The sequence below is a fragment of the Wenzhouxiangella psychrophila genome, assembly GCF_042310375.1.
Lineage (GTDB): Bacteria > Pseudomonadota > Gammaproteobacteria > Xanthomonadales > Wenzhouxiangellaceae > Wenzhouxiangella.
Genome location: NZ_JBHJMQ010000006.1, coordinates 1 through 18,619, shown reverse-complemented (window position 1 = coordinate 18,619; position 18,619 = coordinate 1). Strand labels below are relative to the sequence as shown.

Annotated in this window: 32 protein-coding genes; all 32 read right to left on the bottom strand. The window is 60.5% G+C overall.

The features are described from left to right. Nucleotides 1–29: 29 nt before the first annotated feature. A complete protein-coding gene (locus ACDC66_RS09145; protein WP_376696401.1) occupies nt 30–1,820 on the bottom strand; it encodes an ABC transporter transmembrane domain-containing protein in 1,791 nt (596 codons plus the stop codon). Beyond that, nucleotides 1,817–2,728: an EamA family transporter RarD gene (gene rarD, locus ACDC66_RS09140; protein ID WP_376696400.1), complete on the bottom strand. Its 912-nt coding sequence runs from the start codon at nt 2,726–2,728 to the stop codon at nt 1,817–1,819. The genes ACDC66_RS09145 and rarD overlap by 4 nt, the downstream gene beginning before the upstream one ends. Continuing rightward, on the bottom strand, nt 2,725–4,314 hold the full coding sequence (locus tag ACDC66_RS09135) for an AsmA family protein (RefSeq protein WP_376696399.1): 1,590 nt from the start codon (nt 4,312–4,314) through the stop codon (nt 2,725–2,727). Before ACDC66_RS09135 ends, rarD begins: the two co-directional genes overlap by 4 nt. A 198-nt stretch (nt 4,315–4,512) precedes the next feature. Further along, a complete protein-coding gene (rplQ, locus tag ACDC66_RS09130) occupies nt 4,513–4,899 on the bottom strand; it encodes a 50S ribosomal protein L17 (protein ID WP_376696398.1) in 387 nt (128 codons plus the stop codon). A 10-nt stretch (nt 4,900–4,909) separates the two neighbouring features. Next, complete coding sequence (locus ACDC66_RS09125; protein ID WP_376696397.1) at nt 4,910–5,914, bottom strand: DNA-directed RNA polymerase subunit alpha; 1,005 nt, start codon at nt 5,912–5,914, stop codon at nt 4,910–4,912. A gap of 56 nt (nt 5,915–5,970) precedes the next feature. Beyond that, on the bottom strand, nt 5,971–6,597 hold the full coding sequence (rpsD, locus tag ACDC66_RS09120) for a 30S ribosomal protein S4 (protein WP_376696396.1): 627 nt from the start codon (nt 6,595–6,597) through the stop codon (nt 5,971–5,973). A gap of 26 nt (nt 6,598–6,623) precedes the next feature. Continuing rightward, complete coding sequence (rpsK, locus tag ACDC66_RS09115; RefSeq protein ID WP_376696395.1) at nt 6,624–7,016, bottom strand: 30S ribosomal protein S11; 393 nt, start codon at nt 7,014–7,016, stop codon at nt 6,624–6,626. A gap of 11 nt (nt 7,017–7,027) precedes the next feature. Further along, on the bottom strand, nt 7,028–7,381 hold the full coding sequence (rpsM, locus tag ACDC66_RS09110) for a 30S ribosomal protein S13 (RefSeq protein ID WP_376696394.1): 354 nt from the start codon (nt 7,379–7,381) through the stop codon (nt 7,028–7,030). Nucleotides 7,382–7,475: 94 nt separating this feature from the next. After that, nucleotides 7,476–7,589, bottom strand: coding sequence for a 50S ribosomal protein L36 (rpmJ, locus tag ACDC66_RS09105; protein WP_116650666.1), 114 nt, complete (start codon nt 7,587–7,589; stop codon nt 7,476–7,478). Nucleotides 7,590–7,629: 40 nt separating this feature from the next. Beyond that, nucleotides 7,630–8,991 (bottom strand): preprotein translocase subunit SecY, encoded by a 1,362-nt coding sequence (gene secY, locus ACDC66_RS09100; protein WP_376696393.1) that lies wholly within the window; start codon nt 8,989–8,991, stop codon nt 7,630–7,632. Then, on the bottom strand, nt 8,991–9,422 hold the full coding sequence (rplO, locus tag ACDC66_RS09095; RefSeq protein ID WP_376696392.1) for a 50S ribosomal protein L15: 432 nt from the start codon (nt 9,420–9,422) through the stop codon (nt 8,991–8,993). Before rplO ends, secY begins: the two co-directional genes overlap by 1 nt. A gap of 23 nt (nt 9,423–9,445) precedes the next feature. Next, nucleotides 9,446–9,640 (bottom strand): 50S ribosomal protein L30, encoded by a 195-nt coding sequence (gene rpmD, locus ACDC66_RS09090; protein ID WP_376696391.1) that lies wholly within the window; start codon nt 9,638–9,640, stop codon nt 9,446–9,448. After that, the gene (gene rpsE, locus ACDC66_RS09085) at nt 9,633–10,139 is read right to left on the bottom strand and encodes a 30S ribosomal protein S5 (RefSeq protein WP_376696390.1); all 507 of its coding nucleotides are present in this window, start codon (nt 10,137–10,139) and stop codon (nt 9,633–9,635) included. The genes rpmD and rpsE overlap by 8 nt, the downstream gene beginning before the upstream one ends. Before the next feature lie 17 nt (nt 10,140–10,156). Further along, the gene (gene rplR / locus ACDC66_RS09080; RefSeq protein ID WP_376696389.1) at nt 10,157–10,513 is read right to left on the bottom strand and encodes a 50S ribosomal protein L18; all 357 of its coding nucleotides are present in this window, start codon (nt 10,511–10,513) and stop codon (nt 10,157–10,159) included. 10 nt (nt 10,514–10,523) lie between these two features. Further along, nucleotides 10,524–11,051: a 50S ribosomal protein L6 gene (gene rplF, locus ACDC66_RS09075; RefSeq protein WP_376696388.1), complete on the bottom strand. Its 528-nt coding sequence runs from the start codon at nt 11,049–11,051 to the stop codon at nt 10,524–10,526. A 23-nt stretch (nt 11,052–11,074) separates the two neighbouring features. After that, nucleotides 11,075–11,470 (bottom strand): 30S ribosomal protein S8, encoded by a 396-nt coding sequence (gene rpsH, locus ACDC66_RS09070; protein ID WP_376696387.1) that lies wholly within the window; start codon nt 11,468–11,470, stop codon nt 11,075–11,077. A 15-nt stretch (nt 11,471–11,485) separates the two neighbouring features. Continuing rightward, complete coding sequence (gene rpsN, locus ACDC66_RS09065) at nt 11,486–11,791, bottom strand: 30S ribosomal protein S14 (RefSeq protein ID WP_376696386.1); 306 nt, start codon at nt 11,789–11,791, stop codon at nt 11,486–11,488. 14 nt (nt 11,792–11,805) lie between these two features. Then, nucleotides 11,806–12,348 carry a 50S ribosomal protein L5 gene (rplE, locus tag ACDC66_RS09060; protein WP_376696385.1) on the bottom strand — a complete coding sequence of 181 codons (543 nt, stop codon included), beginning with the start codon at nt 12,346–12,348 and terminating at the stop codon, nt 11,806–11,808. 56 nt (nt 12,349–12,404) lie between these two features. Further along, nucleotides 12,405–12,722, bottom strand: a complete 318-nt coding sequence (gene rplX / locus ACDC66_RS09055) for a 50S ribosomal protein L24 (RefSeq protein WP_376696583.1) — start codon at nt 12,720–12,722, stop codon at nt 12,405–12,407. A gap of 10 nt (nt 12,723–12,732) precedes the next feature. Further along, nucleotides 12,733–13,101, bottom strand: a complete 369-nt coding sequence (gene rplN / locus ACDC66_RS09050) for a 50S ribosomal protein L14 (RefSeq protein ID WP_376696384.1) — start codon at nt 13,099–13,101, stop codon at nt 12,733–12,735. Nucleotides 13,102–13,115: 14 nt separating this feature from the next. After that, entirely contained in the window at nt 13,116–13,376 is a 261-nt protein-coding gene (rpsQ, locus tag ACDC66_RS09045) for a 30S ribosomal protein S17 (RefSeq protein ID WP_376696383.1), read from the bottom strand. Then, nucleotides 13,373–13,573, bottom strand: coding sequence for a 50S ribosomal protein L29 (gene rpmC, locus ACDC66_RS09040; RefSeq protein ID WP_376696382.1), 201 nt, complete (start codon nt 13,571–13,573; stop codon nt 13,373–13,375). Before rpmC ends, rpsQ begins: the two co-directional genes overlap by 4 nt. Then, entirely contained in the window at nt 13,573–13,983 is a 411-nt protein-coding gene (gene rplP / locus ACDC66_RS09035) for a 50S ribosomal protein L16 (RefSeq protein WP_376696381.1), read from the bottom strand. Before rplP ends, rpmC begins: the two co-directional genes overlap by 1 nt. 3 nt (nt 13,984–13,986) lie before the next feature. Continuing rightward, nucleotides 13,987–14,676, bottom strand: a complete 690-nt coding sequence (gene rpsC, locus ACDC66_RS09030; RefSeq protein WP_376696380.1) for a 30S ribosomal protein S3 — start codon at nt 14,674–14,676, stop codon at nt 13,987–13,989. A 2-nt stretch (nt 14,677–14,678) separates the two neighbouring features. Beyond that, complete coding sequence (rplV, locus tag ACDC66_RS09025) at nt 14,679–15,011, bottom strand: 50S ribosomal protein L22 (protein ID WP_376696379.1); 333 nt, start codon at nt 15,009–15,011, stop codon at nt 14,679–14,681. Between the two features lie 19 nt (nt 15,012–15,030). Next, on the bottom strand, nt 15,031–15,303 hold the full coding sequence (rpsS, locus tag ACDC66_RS09020) for a 30S ribosomal protein S19 (protein ID WP_376696378.1): 273 nt from the start codon (nt 15,301–15,303) through the stop codon (nt 15,031–15,033). A gap of 12 nt (nt 15,304–15,315) precedes the next feature. Continuing rightward, on the bottom strand, nt 15,316–16,143 hold the full coding sequence (gene rplB / locus ACDC66_RS09015; protein WP_376696377.1) for a 50S ribosomal protein L2: 828 nt from the start codon (nt 16,141–16,143) through the stop codon (nt 15,316–15,318). Nucleotides 16,144–16,168: 25 nt separating this feature from the next. Continuing rightward, a complete protein-coding gene (gene rplW / locus ACDC66_RS09010) occupies nt 16,169–16,465 on the bottom strand; it encodes a 50S ribosomal protein L23 (protein WP_376696376.1) in 297 nt (98 codons plus the stop codon). Then, complete coding sequence (gene rplD / locus ACDC66_RS09005) at nt 16,462–17,064, bottom strand: 50S ribosomal protein L4 (protein WP_376696582.1); 603 nt, start codon at nt 17,062–17,064, stop codon at nt 16,462–16,464. The genes rplW and rplD overlap by 4 nt, the downstream gene beginning before the upstream one ends. A gap of 10 nt (nt 17,065–17,074) precedes the next feature. After that, nucleotides 17,075–17,713, bottom strand: a complete 639-nt coding sequence (rplC, locus tag ACDC66_RS09000; RefSeq protein WP_376696375.1) for a 50S ribosomal protein L3 — start codon at nt 17,711–17,713, stop codon at nt 17,075–17,077. A gap of 13 nt (nt 17,714–17,726) precedes the next feature. Beyond that, the gene (gene rpsJ, locus ACDC66_RS08995; RefSeq protein ID WP_376696374.1) at nt 17,727–18,038 is read right to left on the bottom strand and encodes a 30S ribosomal protein S10; all 312 of its coding nucleotides are present in this window, start codon (nt 18,036–18,038) and stop codon (nt 17,727–17,729) included. Between the two features lie 166 nt (nt 18,039–18,204). Next, a partial coding sequence (locus ACDC66_RS08990) for an EF-Tu C-terminal domain-related protein (protein ID WP_376696373.1) occupies nt 18,205–18,619 on the bottom strand: 415 nt, incomplete at its 5' end.

Here is an 18,619-nt window from a genome sequence, read left to right as displayed (position 1 = left end):
AGCCGGGAAATGACCTGCATCGAAACCTGCTAACGCTCCCGCGAGTTGTCCTCGGCAAGAAACTGAAGCCGCGCCAGCCGGGCATAGAGTGGGCTTTCGGCGACCAGACGGTCGTGGCTTCCCTGGGCCACCACCTGACCCTGATCGAGCACGACGATGCGATCGGCTCGACGAACCGTCGCCAGGCGATGGGCAATCACCAGCACGGTGCGATCTGCACTGATGTCATTGAGCGCGTGCTGGACCAGCCGTTCGCTTTCGGCATCAAGGCTGGCCGTGGCCTCGTCCAGAAGCAACAGGGGCGGCTGCTTGATCAAGGCGCGGGCAATGGCGATGCGCTGGCGCTGGCCGCCCGACAGACGCACACCACGCTCGCCCAGGAAGGTTTCGTATCGATCGGGCCAGCGCTCAAGAAATTCATCGGCGTGTGCCGAGCGCGCAGCCCGGGCGATGACGTCCGGCTCCGCCTCGGGGTGGCCGTAGGCAATATTCTCGGCGGCGCTGCCCGAAAACATCGCAACATCCTGGGGCACCACACCCAGCCGGCCGCGCAATTCACGCAGATCGAGGTCACGCACATCGACACCACCCAGCCTGACGTGGCCGGCATCCGGGTCGTAGAAGCGTAGGACGAGCTGGAACAGGGTCGACTTGCCGGCGCCGGATGGCCCGACAATCGCGACGGTTTCACCGGCTTCTACCTCGAAATTCAGACTGCGGAGAACCGCTTCGTCCGGACGCGAGGGATACGCGAACTCCACCGCCTCGAAGGCGACCGAAAGCGGGCCCTGCGGCAAGCTCTGGGGCGACTCCGGGCTGACGATGGACGGCTGCGCATCGAGCAGTTCCGCCAGCCGCTCCATCGCACCCGCGGCCCGCTGCAACTGGCTCCAGATCTCGCTCAGACTGGCGGTCGATCCGGCGGCGATAGCGGCATAAAGCACGAACTGGCCGAGCTGCCCGGGGGTCATTTCTCCGCTCAACACCGAACGCGCGCCCAGCCAGAGCACGAATGTGATCGCACCGAAGGTCATCAGGATGACCAGGACGATCAGCAGCGTGCTGGCCCGGATCCGGTTTCGTGCGGCGATAAAGGCCGATTCAACCGCATGATCAAACCGACCTTGCTCTCGGGACTCCTGGGCGAATGTCTGCACTGTCTGGACGGCATTGATGGTTTCGTCACCACGGGCGCTGAAATCGGCCACACGATCCTGCGCGTCTCGAGAAAGCCGACGCACCCAGCGACCGAGCATCACCACGGGCACGATGATCAGAATAATCAGCAGTCCGATCACGCCGGCAAGCTGGGGCGCGGTCAGGACAAGTGCGATCGAACTGGCCGTCAGCATCAGCAGGTTGCGAATCCCGAACGAAACGGTCGAGCCCACCAGAGTCTCGACCAGGGTGGTGTCTGTATTGAGCCTGGAAAGCACTTCCCCGGTGCGGGTAGTACTGAAGAACTCCGGGCTCATCGACAGCACACGCTCGTAGACGGACTTGCGTATGTCGGCGACAACGCGCTGGCCGAGCCAACTGACCCAGTAGAATCGCAGACCGCCCCCGACTGCCATCATGGCAGCAGCGGCGAACAGCAGCCAGAACCAGCGATTGATATTGGCGATGTCCTCGGCCATGAAACCACGGTCGATGACCTGCCCCACCGCCGCCGGAATGGCCAGCGCCCCGGCAGCTGAAACCGCAAGGAACAGCAACGCGAAACCGATCTGCAGGCGATAGCGCGCGACAAAGGGTCTGAGCGCACGCAGAGAACCCAATCTACGGCTCGTGGACCGCTGGGTGGCTTCAATGTCGTTCATGCAGCCTCTCGCGGAAGAATTCGGGCTCGCCGATAGTGTCTCCAACCGGCGATCGTGAACAGGATCAAGGCGGTCCAGACAAAAGCGAAGGTCACGGCGTGATCCGCGGTGAAAGGTTCGTCAAACAGAAAAACGGCCAGCACGAAGGTCATGCTAGGCGCCAGATACTGCATCAGGCCAATCGTGCTCAGATTCAGGCGGCGCACGCCGGTCGCGAAGAGAACGAGGGGTACGAGCGTCACCAGCCCCGTGCCGGCAAGCAGTGCGGCTTCGCCAAGCGACCCCGGATTGAAAACCAGCACACCGCGACGATCCAGCCAGTAAAGCCATGCCAGCGCCAGGGGCGTCATCAGCAGGGTCTCCCAGAACAAGCCAACCAGGGGTCCAACGTCGGTTTTCTTGCGCACGACACCATACAGGGCAAAGCTCGAGGCCAGCAACAAGGCGATCCACGGGAACCGGCCCACACGCACGGTCATCCATGCCGTCCCCACGAAGGCCAGCACGACAGCGATGGTTTGCAATCGTCCGAGTCGTTCTCGAAAGATCAGCATCCCGAGTAACACATTGACCAGCGGATTGATGAAATAGCCCAGGCTTGTCGAAAGCACTCGATTGGTGTTGATTGCGTAAACGAAAACCAGCCAGTTAATGGCAATCAGAATCGCGCTGACCATCAAGGCCACCAGAACGCGGCGCTCCACGCGAATGCATTCAATAAGTCGCCCCCGCTCCCGGACGACGAGAACGATGCCGAGCAAGACCATCGACCAGATCACGCGGTGACCAATGATCTCGTCAGCGCCCACATGCCCCAGCAGCTTGAAATACAGCGGCGCCAGACCCCAGATGGAGAAAGCGCCCAGCGCCGCCGCCAGGCCGGCTACACGTTCCTGCTCCAGCGTCACTGTTCGGGCTCGTCTTCCACCAAGGGCGCTGCTTCTCCTTGCTCAGCTGGTAAAACGGGCGCCATGCGGGTTAATTGTGGCCGGGTCAGACTGCCCGAGAGGGCCAGGTACGAAGGTTCCATACCAATACCCATAAGTTCGCCGCCAAGCGTGCCGTCGGGCAGCTCGACGGCCGCCCAGCCGGTGCCTGACAGCTCGCTGCCCGTGATTTCATAGCTTGGAATCTCCAGGTATCCCGGAGTCATCCGGAGATCACCGTTGAACTGGACGTACTCGTTCACGGCGGGCTCACCTTGGTCACGCCCGACGCGCCAGTAACCATCCCAGAGCTCATATCGGCCTTCAAGCCGATAGTCTGAACGATCCTCGATCGGCCAACTCAGGGTCAATGTCGCCTCACCACTACCGTCAACGACAGGCGGCACCTCCCTCCACTCGAGCAACTGCCCGAGGTCGGCCAGGCTGACGTCGACAATGAGTGAATCGGCGCCCCGCCCAGTCATGACGCCGCTGGCTTCAATCAAGCCACCGGGGAAAACGGTGGCAAGGTTTACACCCATGCCCTCCGGCCGGGAGCGCAAGTCGATCCGTGCGTTCGAGAATTCTGAGGAAGCGACCCGAAATCGATCGAATTGGAGTTGAGATCTCAAGTCGATACGTTCGGCCAGCGCCGCCAGGAGTGTTTCCAGCTCCAGATTCAGGCTCAATGCAGCGCTTTCCCTGACGGACGACCAATCCAGCACCTCCGCGGTGACGAGCAGATCTGCAGCCGGATTCGCGCCGCCGTGATAACTGACCGACAGGTCGAATGGTCGTTCTCCCACGATCAGCCGCCCCCCGGCCAGCGAGATCCGGACCGGGTCGGCCGGCCCGGCCGTCAAGTCGCCGCTCAAGGAAACATGCTCATCGAGGGCGAGCAGTCGCCCACGGAGCTGCATATCGCGAAGTCGGACGGGATGTTCCTCGGACGCAGGCACATTGAGCATTCCCTTGACGCTCACTTCGTCAAGGAGTAACGGATCGCCGAGGTCCCCACTGAACCGGAATGCCACGTTTTGATCCAGGCTGAAACGATCGAACTCGATGAAGTCGATGTTCATGCTTCTCGGCGCCCCGTCCACCCTGCCAGGCATCAGGAGCGTTACATCCTGCAAGCTTAGTGAACGGCCCGACAGCAGCCTGGCGCTTGAGCGAATGGCCACCATCGGCCCGGAAGACCTGTTTTCGGAACCCGTGCTTGCCAGGTTGATAACCGCCCCTCTGAGCCGCATCTGCGCCGCAGCTAATTCTCCCTTGAGCAAGGGCAGGATTCGCAGGTTCATTCTGACACTCTGCGCCCGCATTGTTGCCGTGGCTTCATCACCCTCCGGGCCGGCAATGATGACGTCCTCGGCTTCGACTTCCGGCCGCGGAAAAAGGCTGAAACGCAGCGCCCCGACAATCTCGACCCGTCGCCCGACTCGCTCGCTGAGCCGGTCGGCGAACAAGCCCTTCATGCGGGCTTCATCGAAGTATAGCGTCGCCGTGCCCCAAAGGCCGAGCACGATGATCGCCAGGGCGGCAGCGAGGATGATGGTTCGGCGCATCCGAGAATCCGGCTTGTTGAACGGTGGCGGGGGCGACAAGTGCCCACAGCAATGCATTGTAGCTTACCGCCCAGGCGCGGCTCCGCCTTATTGCCGCGGCAGCGTCAGGACCGTCCGGCGCTTTTCAGGGTCTCATTAAACAAAAAAAGCCCGGCAACAAGGGCCGGGCTTCCTGAACCTCCGGTCAGAGTCCGGATGCTATTCGGCTGTCTCCGCTCCCGGAGCGTCTGGGCGATCCACGAGTTCAACGTAAGCCATCGGCGCGTTGTCACCGGGACGAAACCCGCACTTGAGGATTCGCAGATAACCGCCGGGACGCTCGCGATAGCGTGGACCGAGCTCAGAGAACAGCTTGCCCACGGCATCGCGATCGCGCAGGCGATTGAACGCCAGGCGACGGGCTGAAACGTTATCTTCCTTGGCCAGCGTGATCAGGGGCTCGGCCACCCGTCGCAGCTCCTTGGCCTTCGGCAGCGTGGTCTTGATGAGCTCGTGCTCGATCAGGCTGGCGGTCATGTTGCGGAACATCGCGCGGCGATGCGGCGAATTCCGATTCAATTTGCGACCTGCTTTACGGTGACGCATCGTTTTCTCCTCAGTGCTCGGTGCGCGCCAGCGACGGCGGCGGCCAGTTCTCCAGGCGGGTACCCAGCGACAAATCGTGGGTCGCCAGCACCGTCTTGATCTCGGTAAGGGACTTCTTGCCCAGGTTCGGTGTCTTGAGCAACTCGGTCTCCGTTCGCTGCACCAGGTCGCCCACGTACTGAATGTGTTCGGCCTTGAGACAATTGGCCGAACGCACGGTCAACTCGAGGTCGTCGATCGGGCGCAGCAGGATGGGATCGAAGCTCTCGGTCGTGGTCTCCGTCTCGTCCTTCTCGCGCGCGACGAAGTCGACAAACACGGACATCTGATCGACCAGGATACCGGCAGCCAGTTTTACCGCGTCCTCGCAGCTCATCGTGCCGTTGGTTTCAATATCCAGCACCAGCTTGTCCAGGTCGGTGCGCTGGCCGACGCGTGCGCTTTCGACGCTGTAGGCCACGCGATGAACCGGGCAATAAGAGGCATCCAGCTGGAGACGGCCGATGGTGCGCGTCTCTTCCTCGTTGAATTTCAATGCCGCGGCCGGCTGATAGCCCACACCACGGGTGACCCTCAGCTGCATGCGAAGCTTGCTGGCCTTCGTCAGGGTGCAGATCACGTGATCCGGATTCAGCACGTCGATGTCGTGGTCAAGCTGAATATCGCCCGCGGTCACCGGACCGGCCTTGTCCTTGCTCAGGGTCAGCGTGGCCTCTTCACGGCTGTGCATGCGGATAGCCACATCCTTGAGGTTGAGAAGGACTTCGACAATGTCTTCCTGCAAGCCTTCAACAGCCGTGTATTCGTGAAGCACACCGTCGATCTCGGCTTCGGTGATTGCGCTGCCGGGAATCGACGACAGAAGAATGCGTCGCAGGGCATTGCCCAGGGTGTGCCCGAACCCGCGTTCGAGCGGTTCAAGCGTGATGCGGGCACGTCGCGGCGAAATCTCGTCCACAACCAGGCCCTTGGGCTTGAGCATCGTGCCGATAAGTTCGCTTATCTGGCCTGACATGTTTGCCTCTCCAAAATCGGTTTTCGTTTGCAGCGCAGGCTGCTGGAGCCTGCGGCTTACTTCGAGTAAAGTTCGACGATGAGGTTTTCGTTGATGTCCGGCGGCAGATCATCGCGATCGGGAGCGCCCTTGAACACACCTTCCATCTTGTCGAAGTCCACGTCGATCCATGTCGGAACCAGATCCAGCTCGCGCGCCACATTGATCGCTTCCTGGATACGCAGCTGCTTTCTGGCCTTTTCCCGGATCGAAATGCGGTCTTCCGGCCGCACCTGATAGGAGGGAATATTGACCACCTTGCCGTTCACCTCGACCGACTTGTGGCTGACCATCTGACGCGCCTGCGCCCGCGTCACGGCAAAGCCCAGCCTGTAGACAACATTGTCCAGGCGGCCTTCCAGAAGCTGGAGCAGGTTCTCGCCGGTCGCGCCCTTGCGACGGGCCGCTTCCTTGTAGTAATTGCGGAACTGCTTTTCGAGCACGCCATACATGCGGCGTACCTTCTGTTTCTCGCGCAACTGCAACGCATAGTCCGACAGGCGCTGACGACGGCTGTCGCCGTGCTGGCCGGGCGGCTGGTTCAGTTTGCACTTCGACTCGAGGCCGCGCGCAGGGCTCTTGAGGTTGAGATCAACGCCCTCGCGGCGTGCGAGCTTGCAGGTGGGTCCGGTATATCTAGCCATATCTCTTCAGTCTGCCTGCCGGTGACTTACACGCGACGTTTCTTGGGTGGACGGCAGCCGTTATGGGGAATCGGCGTGACGTCGATGATGTTGGTGATCTTGAATCCGGCCGCATTGAGCGAGCGTACCGAAGACTCGCGACCCGGCCCGGGGCCGTTGACGCGTACTTCGAGATTCTTCATTCCAACCTCCTGAGCCGTTCGGCCGGCGTTGTCCGCGGCCACCTGGGCTGCAAACGGCGTCGACTTGCGCGAACCGCGGAAGCCGGAACCGCCGGAAGTGGCCCAGGAAACCGTGTTGCCCTGGCGGTCGGTAATCGTGATGATCGTGTTGTTGAACGAGGCATGCACGTGTGCAATGCCGTCGACCACGGTCTTCTTGACCTTCTTTCTCGGTTTTGCGCTCTGCTGCTTGGCCATCTGTTCCTACCTCAACGAATCGGACGACGCGGACCCTTGCGGGTACGGGCGTTGGTACGCGTGCGCTGGCCGCGAACCGGAAGCCCACGGCGATGGCGCAGACCGCGAAAGCAGCCCAGGTCCATCAGGCGCTTGATGTTCATCGACACCTCGCGGCGCAGATCGCCCTCGACGCTCATTTGACCGATCGTCTGACGCAGTTTTTCCTGCTCCGCCTCGGTCAGGTCGCGCACCTTCGTATCCGGGGCCACGCCGGTGGCCTCACAGATTTCGTAGGCCCGGGTTCGACCGATGCCGTAGATGTGAGTCAATGCCACCCAGGTATGCTTCTGGACGGGCAGATTGACGCCTGCTATACGTGCCATTTGCTTGCTCCGTAAACCATCACGTCCGCTCGACGCAAACCAGCAATTTTACCGGGTTTTCCGGCTCTTGCCAACCCCGTCAAACGGAACTGTTTCATCCCTGCCGCTGCTTGTGCTTGGGATCACTGCAGATAACGTAGACCACGCCCTTCCGGCGCACTACCTTGCAGTGGCGGCAGATCTTTTTGACTGATGCCTGAACCTTCATTACTGCTCTCCAATCATTCCGACCGCGACTCGGCCCCTAGTCAGCGGCGAACCACGCCACTACGGCCATAACCCTTCAAGTTGGACTTCTTAAGCAGGCTGTCGTACTGATGTGACATCAGATGGGCCTGCAACTGGGCCATGAAATCCATCGTGACAACCACGATAATCAGCAGCGAAGTACCGCCGAAGTAGAAAGGCACGTTCTGCCACTGCAAAAGGATGAACTCCGGCAGCAGACAGACCGCTGCCAGGTAAAACGCGCCGACCAGCGTCAGGCGGGTCAGCACATAGTCGATGTACTCGGCCGTCTGGCGCCCCGGGCGAATACCCGGAATAAATGCCCCCGACTTCTTCAGGTTGTCAGCCGTCTCCTTGGAATTGAAGACGATCGCGGTATAGAAGAAGCAGAAAAACATGACCATACCGCCAAAGATGGCGATGTAGATCGGCTGCCCTGGGCTGAGCTGCTGCGCAATGTTCTGCAACACCCCCGATTGTCCCGCCTCGCCGAACCAGGTCGAAATGGTTGCCGGGAACAGCACCAGGCTGGAAGCGAAAATTGCCGGGATCACACCGGCCATATTGACTTTCAGCGGCAGGTGCGTGGACTGACTGCGATAGGCTTGTCGGCCCTGTCGCTGTGCGTAATTGACGGTTATACGACGCTGGCCGCGCTCGACAAAGACCACGAATCCCGTGACCGCGATCGCCAGTACCAGGAAGAAAGTCGCTGTCAGAATGCCCAGCTGCCCCGTGCGCACAAGCTCGAGGGTCGAGGCGATGGCACTCGGAAGCCCGGCAACAATGCCGGCGAAAATCAGAATCGAGATACCGTTGCCGATACCGCGCTCGGTGATTTGCTCGCCCAGCCACATCAGGAAAACCGTCCCGGCCGTCAGAGTAATGACCGCGGCCATGACGAAGGCCGGCCCGGGCGAAATAACGACAGGCAGGTCCGCCCCGGCACTCTGACTCTGCAGAGCAACGGCTACGCCAAAGGACTGGAAGGCTGCCAGTACGACCGTGAAATAGCGCGTGTACTGCGTGATCTTGCGACGACCCGACTCGCCTTCCTTGCGCAGCTGCTGGAGTTGCGGGATGGCGTGACTCATCAACTGCATGATGATCGCCGCCGAAATATAGGGCATCACGCCGAGCGCGAAAATCGAGAAGCGACCCAGAGCGCCCCCGGAGAACATGTTGAACACGTCCACGATGGTGCCGCTGGACATGTCCATCAACTCCACAAGGGCAATGGGGTTGATGCCGGGCACCGGAATGAACGTGCCGAAACGGAAGATCAGCAAGGCCACCAGCACCACGAACAGGCGCTGACGCAGCTCCTTGAGCCGACCGATTCCGCCGAGCATGCCGGCCATTTCCGATGATTTACTTGACATTACTCGACCTTACCGCCTGCGGTCTCGATAGCCTTGGCCGCCCCGGCGGTGACGTGAACACCCCGCACGGTCACGGCCCGCTCGATAGCGCCGGTGTTAACCACGCGAACCTTGCGGGTTGCGTTGCTGATCAGGCCGGCTTCCTTGAGCGTATCGACGTCAATCACGTCGGCGTCGATTGCGTTGATCTGATAAAGACGCAACTCGACGGTATGGCGGTTAACCGCAGAGCGGAATCCGACCTTGGGTACACGGCGCTGGAGCGGCATCTGGCCGCCTTCAAAACCAACCTTGTGATAGCCGCCCGAACGCGCCTTCTGACCCTTGTGGCCGCGGCCGCCGGTCTTGCCCAGACCCGAGCCTATGCCGCGCCCGACGCGCTTGCGCTCGCTACGGCTGCCTTCGGCGGGCTGAATTGAATTGAGTTTCATGTCACTGTCCAGAAAAGTTGAAGTCAGGCTTCTTCGACCTGCACCAGGTAGTCGACCTTGCGGATCATGCCGCGAATGGCCGGCGTGTCTTCCAATTCGACCGTGTGGTGCATGCGGCGCAGCCCGAGGCCACGCACGGTATCGCGGTGCTTGCCGATCGTATTATTGACCGAACGAACAAGCGTCACCCGCAGCTTTCCAGCTTTCTTTTTAGCCATGGTATTCCAGGACCTCCTCGATCGGCTTGCCGCGCTTGAGCGCGACCTTCTCGGGTGACGCCATGGCCTGAAGGCCCTTCATCGTGGCGCGCACCAGGTTGATGGGGTTGTTCGAACCCAGGCTCTTGGCCAGAACGTTGTGCACGCCGATCGCTTCGAATACGGCACGCATCGGGCCGCCGGCGATCACACCGGTACCTTCCGATGCAGGCTGCATGTAGATGCGTGATCCGCTGTGGCTGGCCTTGACCGGGTGCCAGAGCGTCCCTTCATTGAGGGAGATCCGCACCATGTCGCGTCGCGCGCGCTCCATCGCCTTCTGGATGGCCAGCGGCACTTCCCGCGCCTTGCCGTAACCGAAGCCGACCTTGCCGTCGCCGTCGCCGACTACCGCGAGCGCAGTAAAGCTGAACTGGCGCCCACCTTTGACCACCTTGACCACGCGGTTGATGGCAACCAGCTTTTCAATCAGATCGTCGGTGCTGTTATCTCTAGCCATGATGAATTCCGTTAGCGTTAAAACTTCAGACCGGCTTCACGCGCGGCATCCGCCAGCGCCTTGACCCGTCCGTGGTACCTGAATCCCGAGCGATCGAAGGCCACACCTTCGATGCCGGCTTCGAGACCGCGCTCGGCAACTTTCTTGCCTACGGCCTGCGCCGCTTCCACGCTGCAGGTGCTTTTCAATCCGTCGGCCACATCCTTCTGCAGCGTCGAGGCCGACGCGATCGTGTGCTGACCGCCGGATGCAATGATCTGCGCATAAATGTGCTGCCCGGAGCGGTGAACGCTCAAACGCGCCTGACCCGAGCGCGTGATGCGGGCCCGGTTCTTGCGCGCACGGCGCAGTCTTGATTGATTCTTGTCCTTCATGGTCAATTCCTCAGGCCTTCTTGGCTTCCTTCATCACAACGCGCTCGCCAGCGTAGCGAACACCCTTGCCCTTGTAAGGCTCAGGCGGGCGATAGGCGCGAATCTCGGCCGCAACCTGGCCAACGAGCTGCTTGCTGCTGCCCTTGACCACAACTTCCGTCTGGCTCGGCGTCTCAATGGTGACTCCGTCGGGAATCTCGAAATCAACCGGATGGCTGAACCCCAGCTGCAGATTCAGTTTCTTGCCCTGGACTTGCGCACGATAACCGACGCCCCGCAGCTCGAGCTTCTTCTCGAACCCATCGGTGACGCCTTGAACCATGTTGGCAATCAGCGCGCGCATGGTTCCAGCCATGGCCATTGTTCCTGACGCCCCAGGAGCGACGGACACCACGCCATCATCGGCCTTCACGGTCACGGTCGGGTGGACTTGCATTTCAAGCTCACCCTTTGAACCCTTGACCTTGACTACACCGTCGGCGTGGTTGAATTCGACGCCCTTGGGCAAATCTATTGGGGCGTTGGCAATTCTCGACATCTCTAGTTTCTCCGAAATCTCAATCAGGCGACCAGGCAGAGCACTTCGCCACCATGACCCTGTGCTCGGGCCTGGCGATCCGACATCACGCCGTGCGAGGTGCTCACGATGGCCACGCCGAGCCCGTTCAGAACGCGCGGCAGGTCATCCTTGCCGAAGTAGCGGCGGCGACTTGCCAGGCTGTACCTTTCGAGGCGATCGATAACGCCACGGCCCTCGACGTACTTCAGTTCAATCGTCAATTCCCGCTTGGCGCCATCTTCTTCAACCCGAAAATCACGGATATAGCCCTCGTCCTTGAGGACGGCGGAAATGGCGAACTTTACTTTCGATGCCGGCATGCTCACGGCACGCTTGTTGACCGCCTGCGCGTTCTTGATGCGCGCCAGCATGTCGGCAATGGGATCACTCATACTCATTGCTCTTGTCTCTCCTTACCAGCTGGCCTTGCGCAGACCCGGAATATCGCCCCGCATCGCTGCTTCACGCAGCTTGTTGCGAGCCAATCCGAACTTACGGTAGAAGCCGCGCGGCCGGCCCGACTGACGGCAACGGTTACGTCCTCGCACGGGCGAGGAGTCACGCGGCAATTTGTTGAGCTTGTGCATGGCATCCTGCTTTTCCTCGAAGTCCACTTCGGGATCGGCAATGATGCGCTTCAGCTCGGTACGCTTTTCGGCGTACTTCGCAGCCAGCTTTGCCCGGCGCACGTCGCGTTCAACCATCGAAACTTTAGCCATACCTTCTATACTCCTTACTTGGCCCGGAACGGGAAGCCGAACGCTTCCAACAGGGCCAGGCCTTCTTCATCCGTTGCCGCTGTAGTGGTGATGGCGATATCCATACCACGCAGCGTATCAACCTGGTCGTAGTCGATCTCGGGGAAAATGATCTGTTCCTTCACGCCGAGGTTGTAGTTGCCGCGGCCGTCGAACGCCTTCCGCGGCACCCCACGAAAGTCACGAACTCTCGGCAGCGCGACATTGACCAGGCGATCCAGGAACTCGTACATACGTTCCCGCCGCAGCGTAACCATGCAGCCGATCGGATAACCGTCACGGATCTTGAAGCTGGCAACTGACTTGCGAGCCTTGGTGATCACCGGCTGCTGACCGACAATCTTGGTCATGTCAGACACGGCGTTCTCGATGACTTTCTTGTCACCGACCGCTTCGCCAACACCCATGTTGACCGTGATCTTCGTGATGCGCGGCACTTCCATCGTGTTGGAATAGCCGAACTTTTCGGCCAGCTTCCCGACGACTTCGTCCTTGTAGAATTCTCTTAGCCTTGCCATTGTCTTTTCCAGAAAATTTTCGATTTTCAGCTCACTGCCGCCGGACTAGACCGACCTCAGATATCGACCACTTCGCCGGTCGAACGATAGAAGCGAACCTTGCGGCCATCCTCCAGGAACTTGAAGCCCACGCGGTCACCCTTTCCGGTGGCCGGGTTGAACAACATTATGTTCGAGGCTTGAATGGGCGCTTCGCGCTCAATGATGCCGCCGGGCTTCTGGCTCTGAGGATCGGGCTTCTGGTGGCGCTTGACCATATTGACGTTCTCGACCAGAAAACGCTGATCCTTGAGCACCTTGAGCACGTGACCACGCTGACCCTTGCTGCGGCCGGCAGTTACGATCACTTCGTCGCCCTTGCGAATACGTTCCATCATGAACTCCTTACAACACTTCCGGTGCGAGCGATACGATCTTCATGAATCGCCCCGTACGCAGCTCACGGGTAACCGGACCAAAGATACGGGTACCGATCGGCTCGAGCTTGCTGTTGAGCAGGACCGCTGCATTGCCGTCGAAACGGATGAGCGAGCCATCACGGCGTCGCACACCCTTGGCGGTACGAACGACCACGGCGTTGTAGACCTCGCCCTTCTTCACCTTGCCGCGCGGAATGGCATCCTTGACGGTCACCTTGATGACGTCGCCAATGTTGGCATAGCGTCGCTTCGATCCACCGAGCACCTTGATGCACTGGACCTCACGCGCTCCGCTGTTGTCGGCTGCCGACAGCCTGGACTGCATCTGAATCATGTCTCTAGCTCCGCTTACTGGGCCCGTTCGACCACTTCAATAACCTGCCAGGCCTTGGTCTTGGAGATCGGCCGGGTCTGCTCGATACGCACGGTATCGCCTTCGTTGCAGCTGTTATCGGCGTCATGAGCATGAACCTTGCTCGAACGGCGAACGTACTTGCCGTACAGCGGATGCTTGACCAGCCGCTCGAGGCGAACCGTGACCGTCTTGTCCATCCTGCTACTCACGACGCGTCCGACGACGCTGCGCTGCTTGCGTTCTTCGCTACTCATGCCTTTTTCTCGTCCTGCTTCTGGTTGAGCACGGTCTTGACCCGTGCAATCTCCTTGCGGACACGGCGCATCTCGTGGGGTGTTCCCAACTGGCCAGTACCGTGCTGCATGCGCAGGGAGAACTGTTCCTTGCGCAGATCCAGGAGCATGCTGTTGAGCTCGCTGGAATTCTTGTCCCGCAGTTCACTCGCTTTCATCACAGCGTCCTCGCTACAAATGTGGTGCGAACACTCAACTTGGCCGATGCTCGGCGAAACGCTTCGCGCGCCACGTCCTCGCTGACGCCCTGGATCTCGTAGATAACCCGACCCGGCTGGATCGGCGCTACCCAGTATTCGACGTTACCCTTACCCTTGCCCATTCGGACTTCGACGGGCTTCTTGCTGATCGGCTTGTCCGGGAAGACACGGATCCACAGCTTGCCGCCGCGCTTGACGTGACGCGTGATGGCACGCCGGGCCGATTCGATCTGGCGCGCTGTAATAAAGCCGCGCGTCGTCGCCTGAAGGCCATACTCGCCGAAGCTCACGCGGTTACCCACGTGCGCCAGGCCGCGATTGCGTCCCTTCTGCTGCTTTCTGAACTTGGTACGTTTCGGCTGCAGCATGATTCAGCTCTCCTTGCGCGCACCGCCCTTGGCCGGTGCATTTTCCGAACTCTTCTCGGCGTACAGGTCGAAAACTTCACCCTTGTACACCCAGACCTTGATACCGATGACGCCGTAGGTCGTACGGGCTTCGGCCGTGCCGTAATCGATGTCGGCTCGCAGCGTATGCAGCGGAACGCGTCCTTCGCGATACCACTCGCTACGGGCGATATCCGCGCCGTTGAGACGGCCGCCGACCTGCACCTTGATGCCCTGAGCACCCAGCCGCATGGCGTTACCGACCGAGCGCTTCATGGCCCGGCGGAACATCACTCGGCGTTCGAGCTGCTGGGCAATGCTTTCGGCAACGAGTTTCGCATCAAGCTCCGGTTTGCGGATCTCGTTGACGCGAATATGGGTCGGCACACCCATGATTTTGCTCACCTCGCGGCGCAGCTTCTCGATGTCTTCGCCTTTCTTGCCGATCACGATGCCCGGCCGCGCCGTGTGAACGGTGATTTCCGCCGACTTTGCCGGACGTTCGATTTCGATGCGACTGACCGCTGCGTGCGCAAGCGCCTTCTGCAGGAACGCCCGGGCCTCGAGATCGGTGTTGAGCTGATCCGCGAAATCACGCGACTCGGCGTACCACTTCGCGCCCCAGTCCTTGGCGATCCCCAGGCGGAAACCGGTTGGATGTACCTTGTGACCCATGATTAGTCCTCTGCCAAGATAATGGTGATGTGGCTGGTGCGCTTCAGGATTCGGGTAAACCGGCCCTTCGCACGCGGCATGCCACGCTTCAAGGTCGGCCCCTCATCCACGAAAACCGTGCGCACTGTCAGCTCGTCGATATCGGCGCCGCTGTTGTGCTCCGCATTGGCAATCGCAGACATCAACACCTTTCGAACGATGTGTGCGGCCTTCTTGTTACTGAACGTCAGCACTTCGTCCGCCCGCTCCACGGGCAGGCCGCGAATCTGGTCAGCGACCAGGCGGGCCTTTTGCGGCGAGATGCGTGCGCCTCTGAGCTTTGCTGTAGCTTCCATCACCGTCTCGAACCCTTAATTACTTGGATCTACGGTCACCAGTGTGACCCTTGAAAGTTCTCGTCGGCGCGAACTCGCCGAGCTTGTGACCGACCATGTTCTCGTTGATCAGAATCGGCATGTGCTGCCGGCCGTTGTGCACGGCAATGGTCAATCCGACCATTTCGGGCATGATCATCGAGCGGCGCGACCAGGTCTTGATCGGACGCCGGTTATTGGCTTCGACGGCCGCTTCCACCTTCGTCTGAAGGTGATGATCGATAAACGGCCCTTTCTTGATAGAACGTGGCATGACGAATTCCTGTTACTTGCGCTTGCGTGTACGCGTGATGTACTGATCGGTGCGCTTGTTCTTACGGGTGCGCTTGCCCTTGGTCGAAACACCCCAGGGGGTGACCGGATGGCGACCGCCCGAAGTACGGCCTTCACCACCGCCGTGCGGGTGATCAACCGGGTTCATGGCTACGCCGCGAACCGTAGGCCGGACACCACGCCAGCGCTTGGCGCCAGCCTTGCCCATTTTCTCCAGGTTGTGTTCGACGTTGGCCACCTGGCCAATCGTCGCGCGACAACTCGTGTGCACCTTGCGCATCTCGCCGGAGCGAAGCAGCACGGTCGCATACTGGCCTTCGCGTGCCACCAGTTGAACCGAGGCGCCGGCACTTCGCGCCAACTGGGCGCCCTTGCCGGGCTTGAGTTCGACCGCATGCAACTGCGTGCCGACCGGAATCGAGCGCAACTGCATCGCATTGCCCGGCTTGATCGGCGCTTCCGAGCCGCTCAGTATCTCGTCGCCCGCGCGGACATGGCGCGGCGCGAGGATGTAGCGACGCTCGCCGTCGAGATATTTCACCAGCGCAATGTGCGCGCTTCGATTGGGATCGTACTCGACCCGCTCGACAACACCGCGCACGCCGTCCTTTTCGCGACGAAAGTCGATAACACGGTAGTGGTGCTTGTGGCCACCGCCGCGATGACGCGTCGTAATCCGACCAGCATTGTTGCGACCACCGGTCTTGCCCTGGGCTTCGAGCAACGGCGCATGCGGCTCGCCCTTCCAGAGATGGTCGTGGCGGATCTGCACGCGACCGCGACGGCCCGGAGATGTCGGTTTTGATTTGACGATTGCCATGATTCTATTCCCGGCTCGCTATTATTCAGTCTGCCTGCACTTCTTCGATGGTCTGGCCGCTTTTGACTCGCACGTAGGCTTTCTTCCAGCCTTTCTGGCGACCGGCCACGAAACGGAAGCTCTTCTGCTTGCCCTTGACGTTCAGGACTTGCACCTGCTCCACATCGACCTCGAACAGGCCTTCAACGGCGCGCTTGATTTCATTCTTGCTGGCGTCTCGGCGCACCTCGAAAACGTACTGATTGCTATCTGCCTGCAGCAGCGCCGTCTTTTCGGAGACGTGCGGCCTGCGGACAATCTGGTACATGCGTTCGCTGTTCATGCCAGCCACTCCTCGATCTTGTTGACGGCCGCCTTGGTCATGACGACCTTGTCGGCGCCTACCAGGCTGACCGGATTGAGACCTTCGACGGTCAACGCCTGCAGGCCCGGAATATTGCGACTGCCGAGATAGAGATTGTCGTCAAGCTCGACATCGATCAGAACGCCCTTGTCCACACCCAACTCCGCGAGCTTTTCGCGCACAAGTCGCGTCTTCGCCTCGCTGAGCTCGAACTTATCGACGACCACCAGTCGCTCCTGACGCACTAGCTCCGAAAGGATCGCCTTGATCGCAGCGCGATACTGTTTGCGGTTGACCTTCTGCGTGAAATCGCGCGGTTGCGCGGCGAAGGTCACGCCACCGGTGCGCCACAGCGGGCTGCGAATGGTACCGGCGCGCGCGTTGCCCGTTCCTTTTTGACGCCACGGCTTGCGGCCGCCACCGGAAACCGCCGAGCGGTTCTTCTGCGCCTTGGTGCCCGAGCGGCCGCCAGCCAGGTAGGCGGTGACCACCTGGTGCACCAGGCTTTCGGAAAAGTCACGGCCGAAGACCTCGTCGGAGACCTTGATCTTGCTACCGCCTGTCACTGCAAGTTCCATCATTCTCTCCTTAGGCCTTGATCGACGGACGAATCATGACGTGTCCACCGGTCGCGCCGGGGATGGCACCGCGAATCAGCAGCAGATTGCGCGCTGCATCGACTCGAACGACCTGCAGGTTCAGCGTCGTCTGACGCTCGTCACCCATATGGCCGGCCATTTTCTTGCCCTTGAACACTCGACCCGGCGTCTGGCACTGCCCAATGGAGCCCGGTGCGCGGTGCGCCAGGGAGTTACCGTGGGTAGCGTCCTGCGTGCGGAAATTGTGACGCTTGACCACACCGGCAAAACCCTTGCCTTTGGTGGTGCCGGTCACGTCGACTTTCTGGCCCGCCTCGAATCGCTCAACGGTCAACTCGGCACCGATCTCGAGACCGTCGCCATCATCGCCGTTGAGACGAAATTCCCACAGGCCCTCACCGGCCTCGACACCCGCTTTCGCGAAGTGCCCGGCCAGGGGACGGGAGACCAAAGACGTACGCCTGTTGCCGCAAGTTACCTGAATCGCGGCATAGCCGTCCGTATCCTGTTGACGAATCTGTGTGATCCGGTTCGGGCTGACCTCGATAACCGTTACCGGGACGGAGTTACCCTCCTCAGTAAATATCCGGGTCATGCCGCGTTTGCGTCCTACCAGTCCGATTGCCATTGTTCTAATCGCCTCAATACAGCTTGATCTGCACGTCAACGCCCGCAGCCAGATCCAGCTTCATCAGGGCATCGACTGTCTTGTCGTTGGGATCAACGATATCCAGCAACCGCTTGTGGGTGCGGATTTCGTACTGATCACGCGCATCCTTGTTGACATGCGGAGAAGTCAGCAAGGTATAACGCTCCTTGCGCGTGGGCAGCGGGATGGGCCCGCGAACCTGCGCACCAGTGCGCTTGGCGGTATCCACGATTTCCTGGGTCGACCGATCGATCAAACGATGATCGAAACCCTTCAAACGAATACGGATTTTCTGTTCGGCCATTGCCGTACGCCTTCAGTCTGTTAAAGATCAAATTCTCTGACGAGGCTTTCGCTTCGCCACATAGTGCGATCTGGCTGATCGCCGACCCCCGCGGGGCCACTCGGGCATTCGCGGCGGGATGCGGAGCCTTAAATGGACACCCGCATGCCGCCCCGGTTCCCGCCTTCTACTCGATAATCTTCGACACCACGCCGGCGCCAACGGTGCGACCGCCTTCGCGAATGGCGAAGCGCAGGCCTTCTTCCATGGCGATCGGCGCAATCAGCTCCACCGTCATCTGGACGTTGTCGCCCGGCATCACCATCTCCGTGCCTTCCGGAAGCTGGCAGTCGCCCGTCACGTCGGTCGTGCGGAAGTAGAACTGCGGGCGATAACCCTTGAAGAACGGCGTGTGGCGGCCACCTTCGTCCTTGCTCAGGACGTAAACTTCCGCCTCGAACTTGGTGTGCGGGGTGATCGAACCCGGCTTGGCCAGAACCTGGCCACGCTCGACATCGTCACGCTTGGTACCGCGCAGCAGAACACCCACGTTGTCGCCAGCCTGACCCTGGTCAAGCAGCTTGCGGAACATTTCCACACCC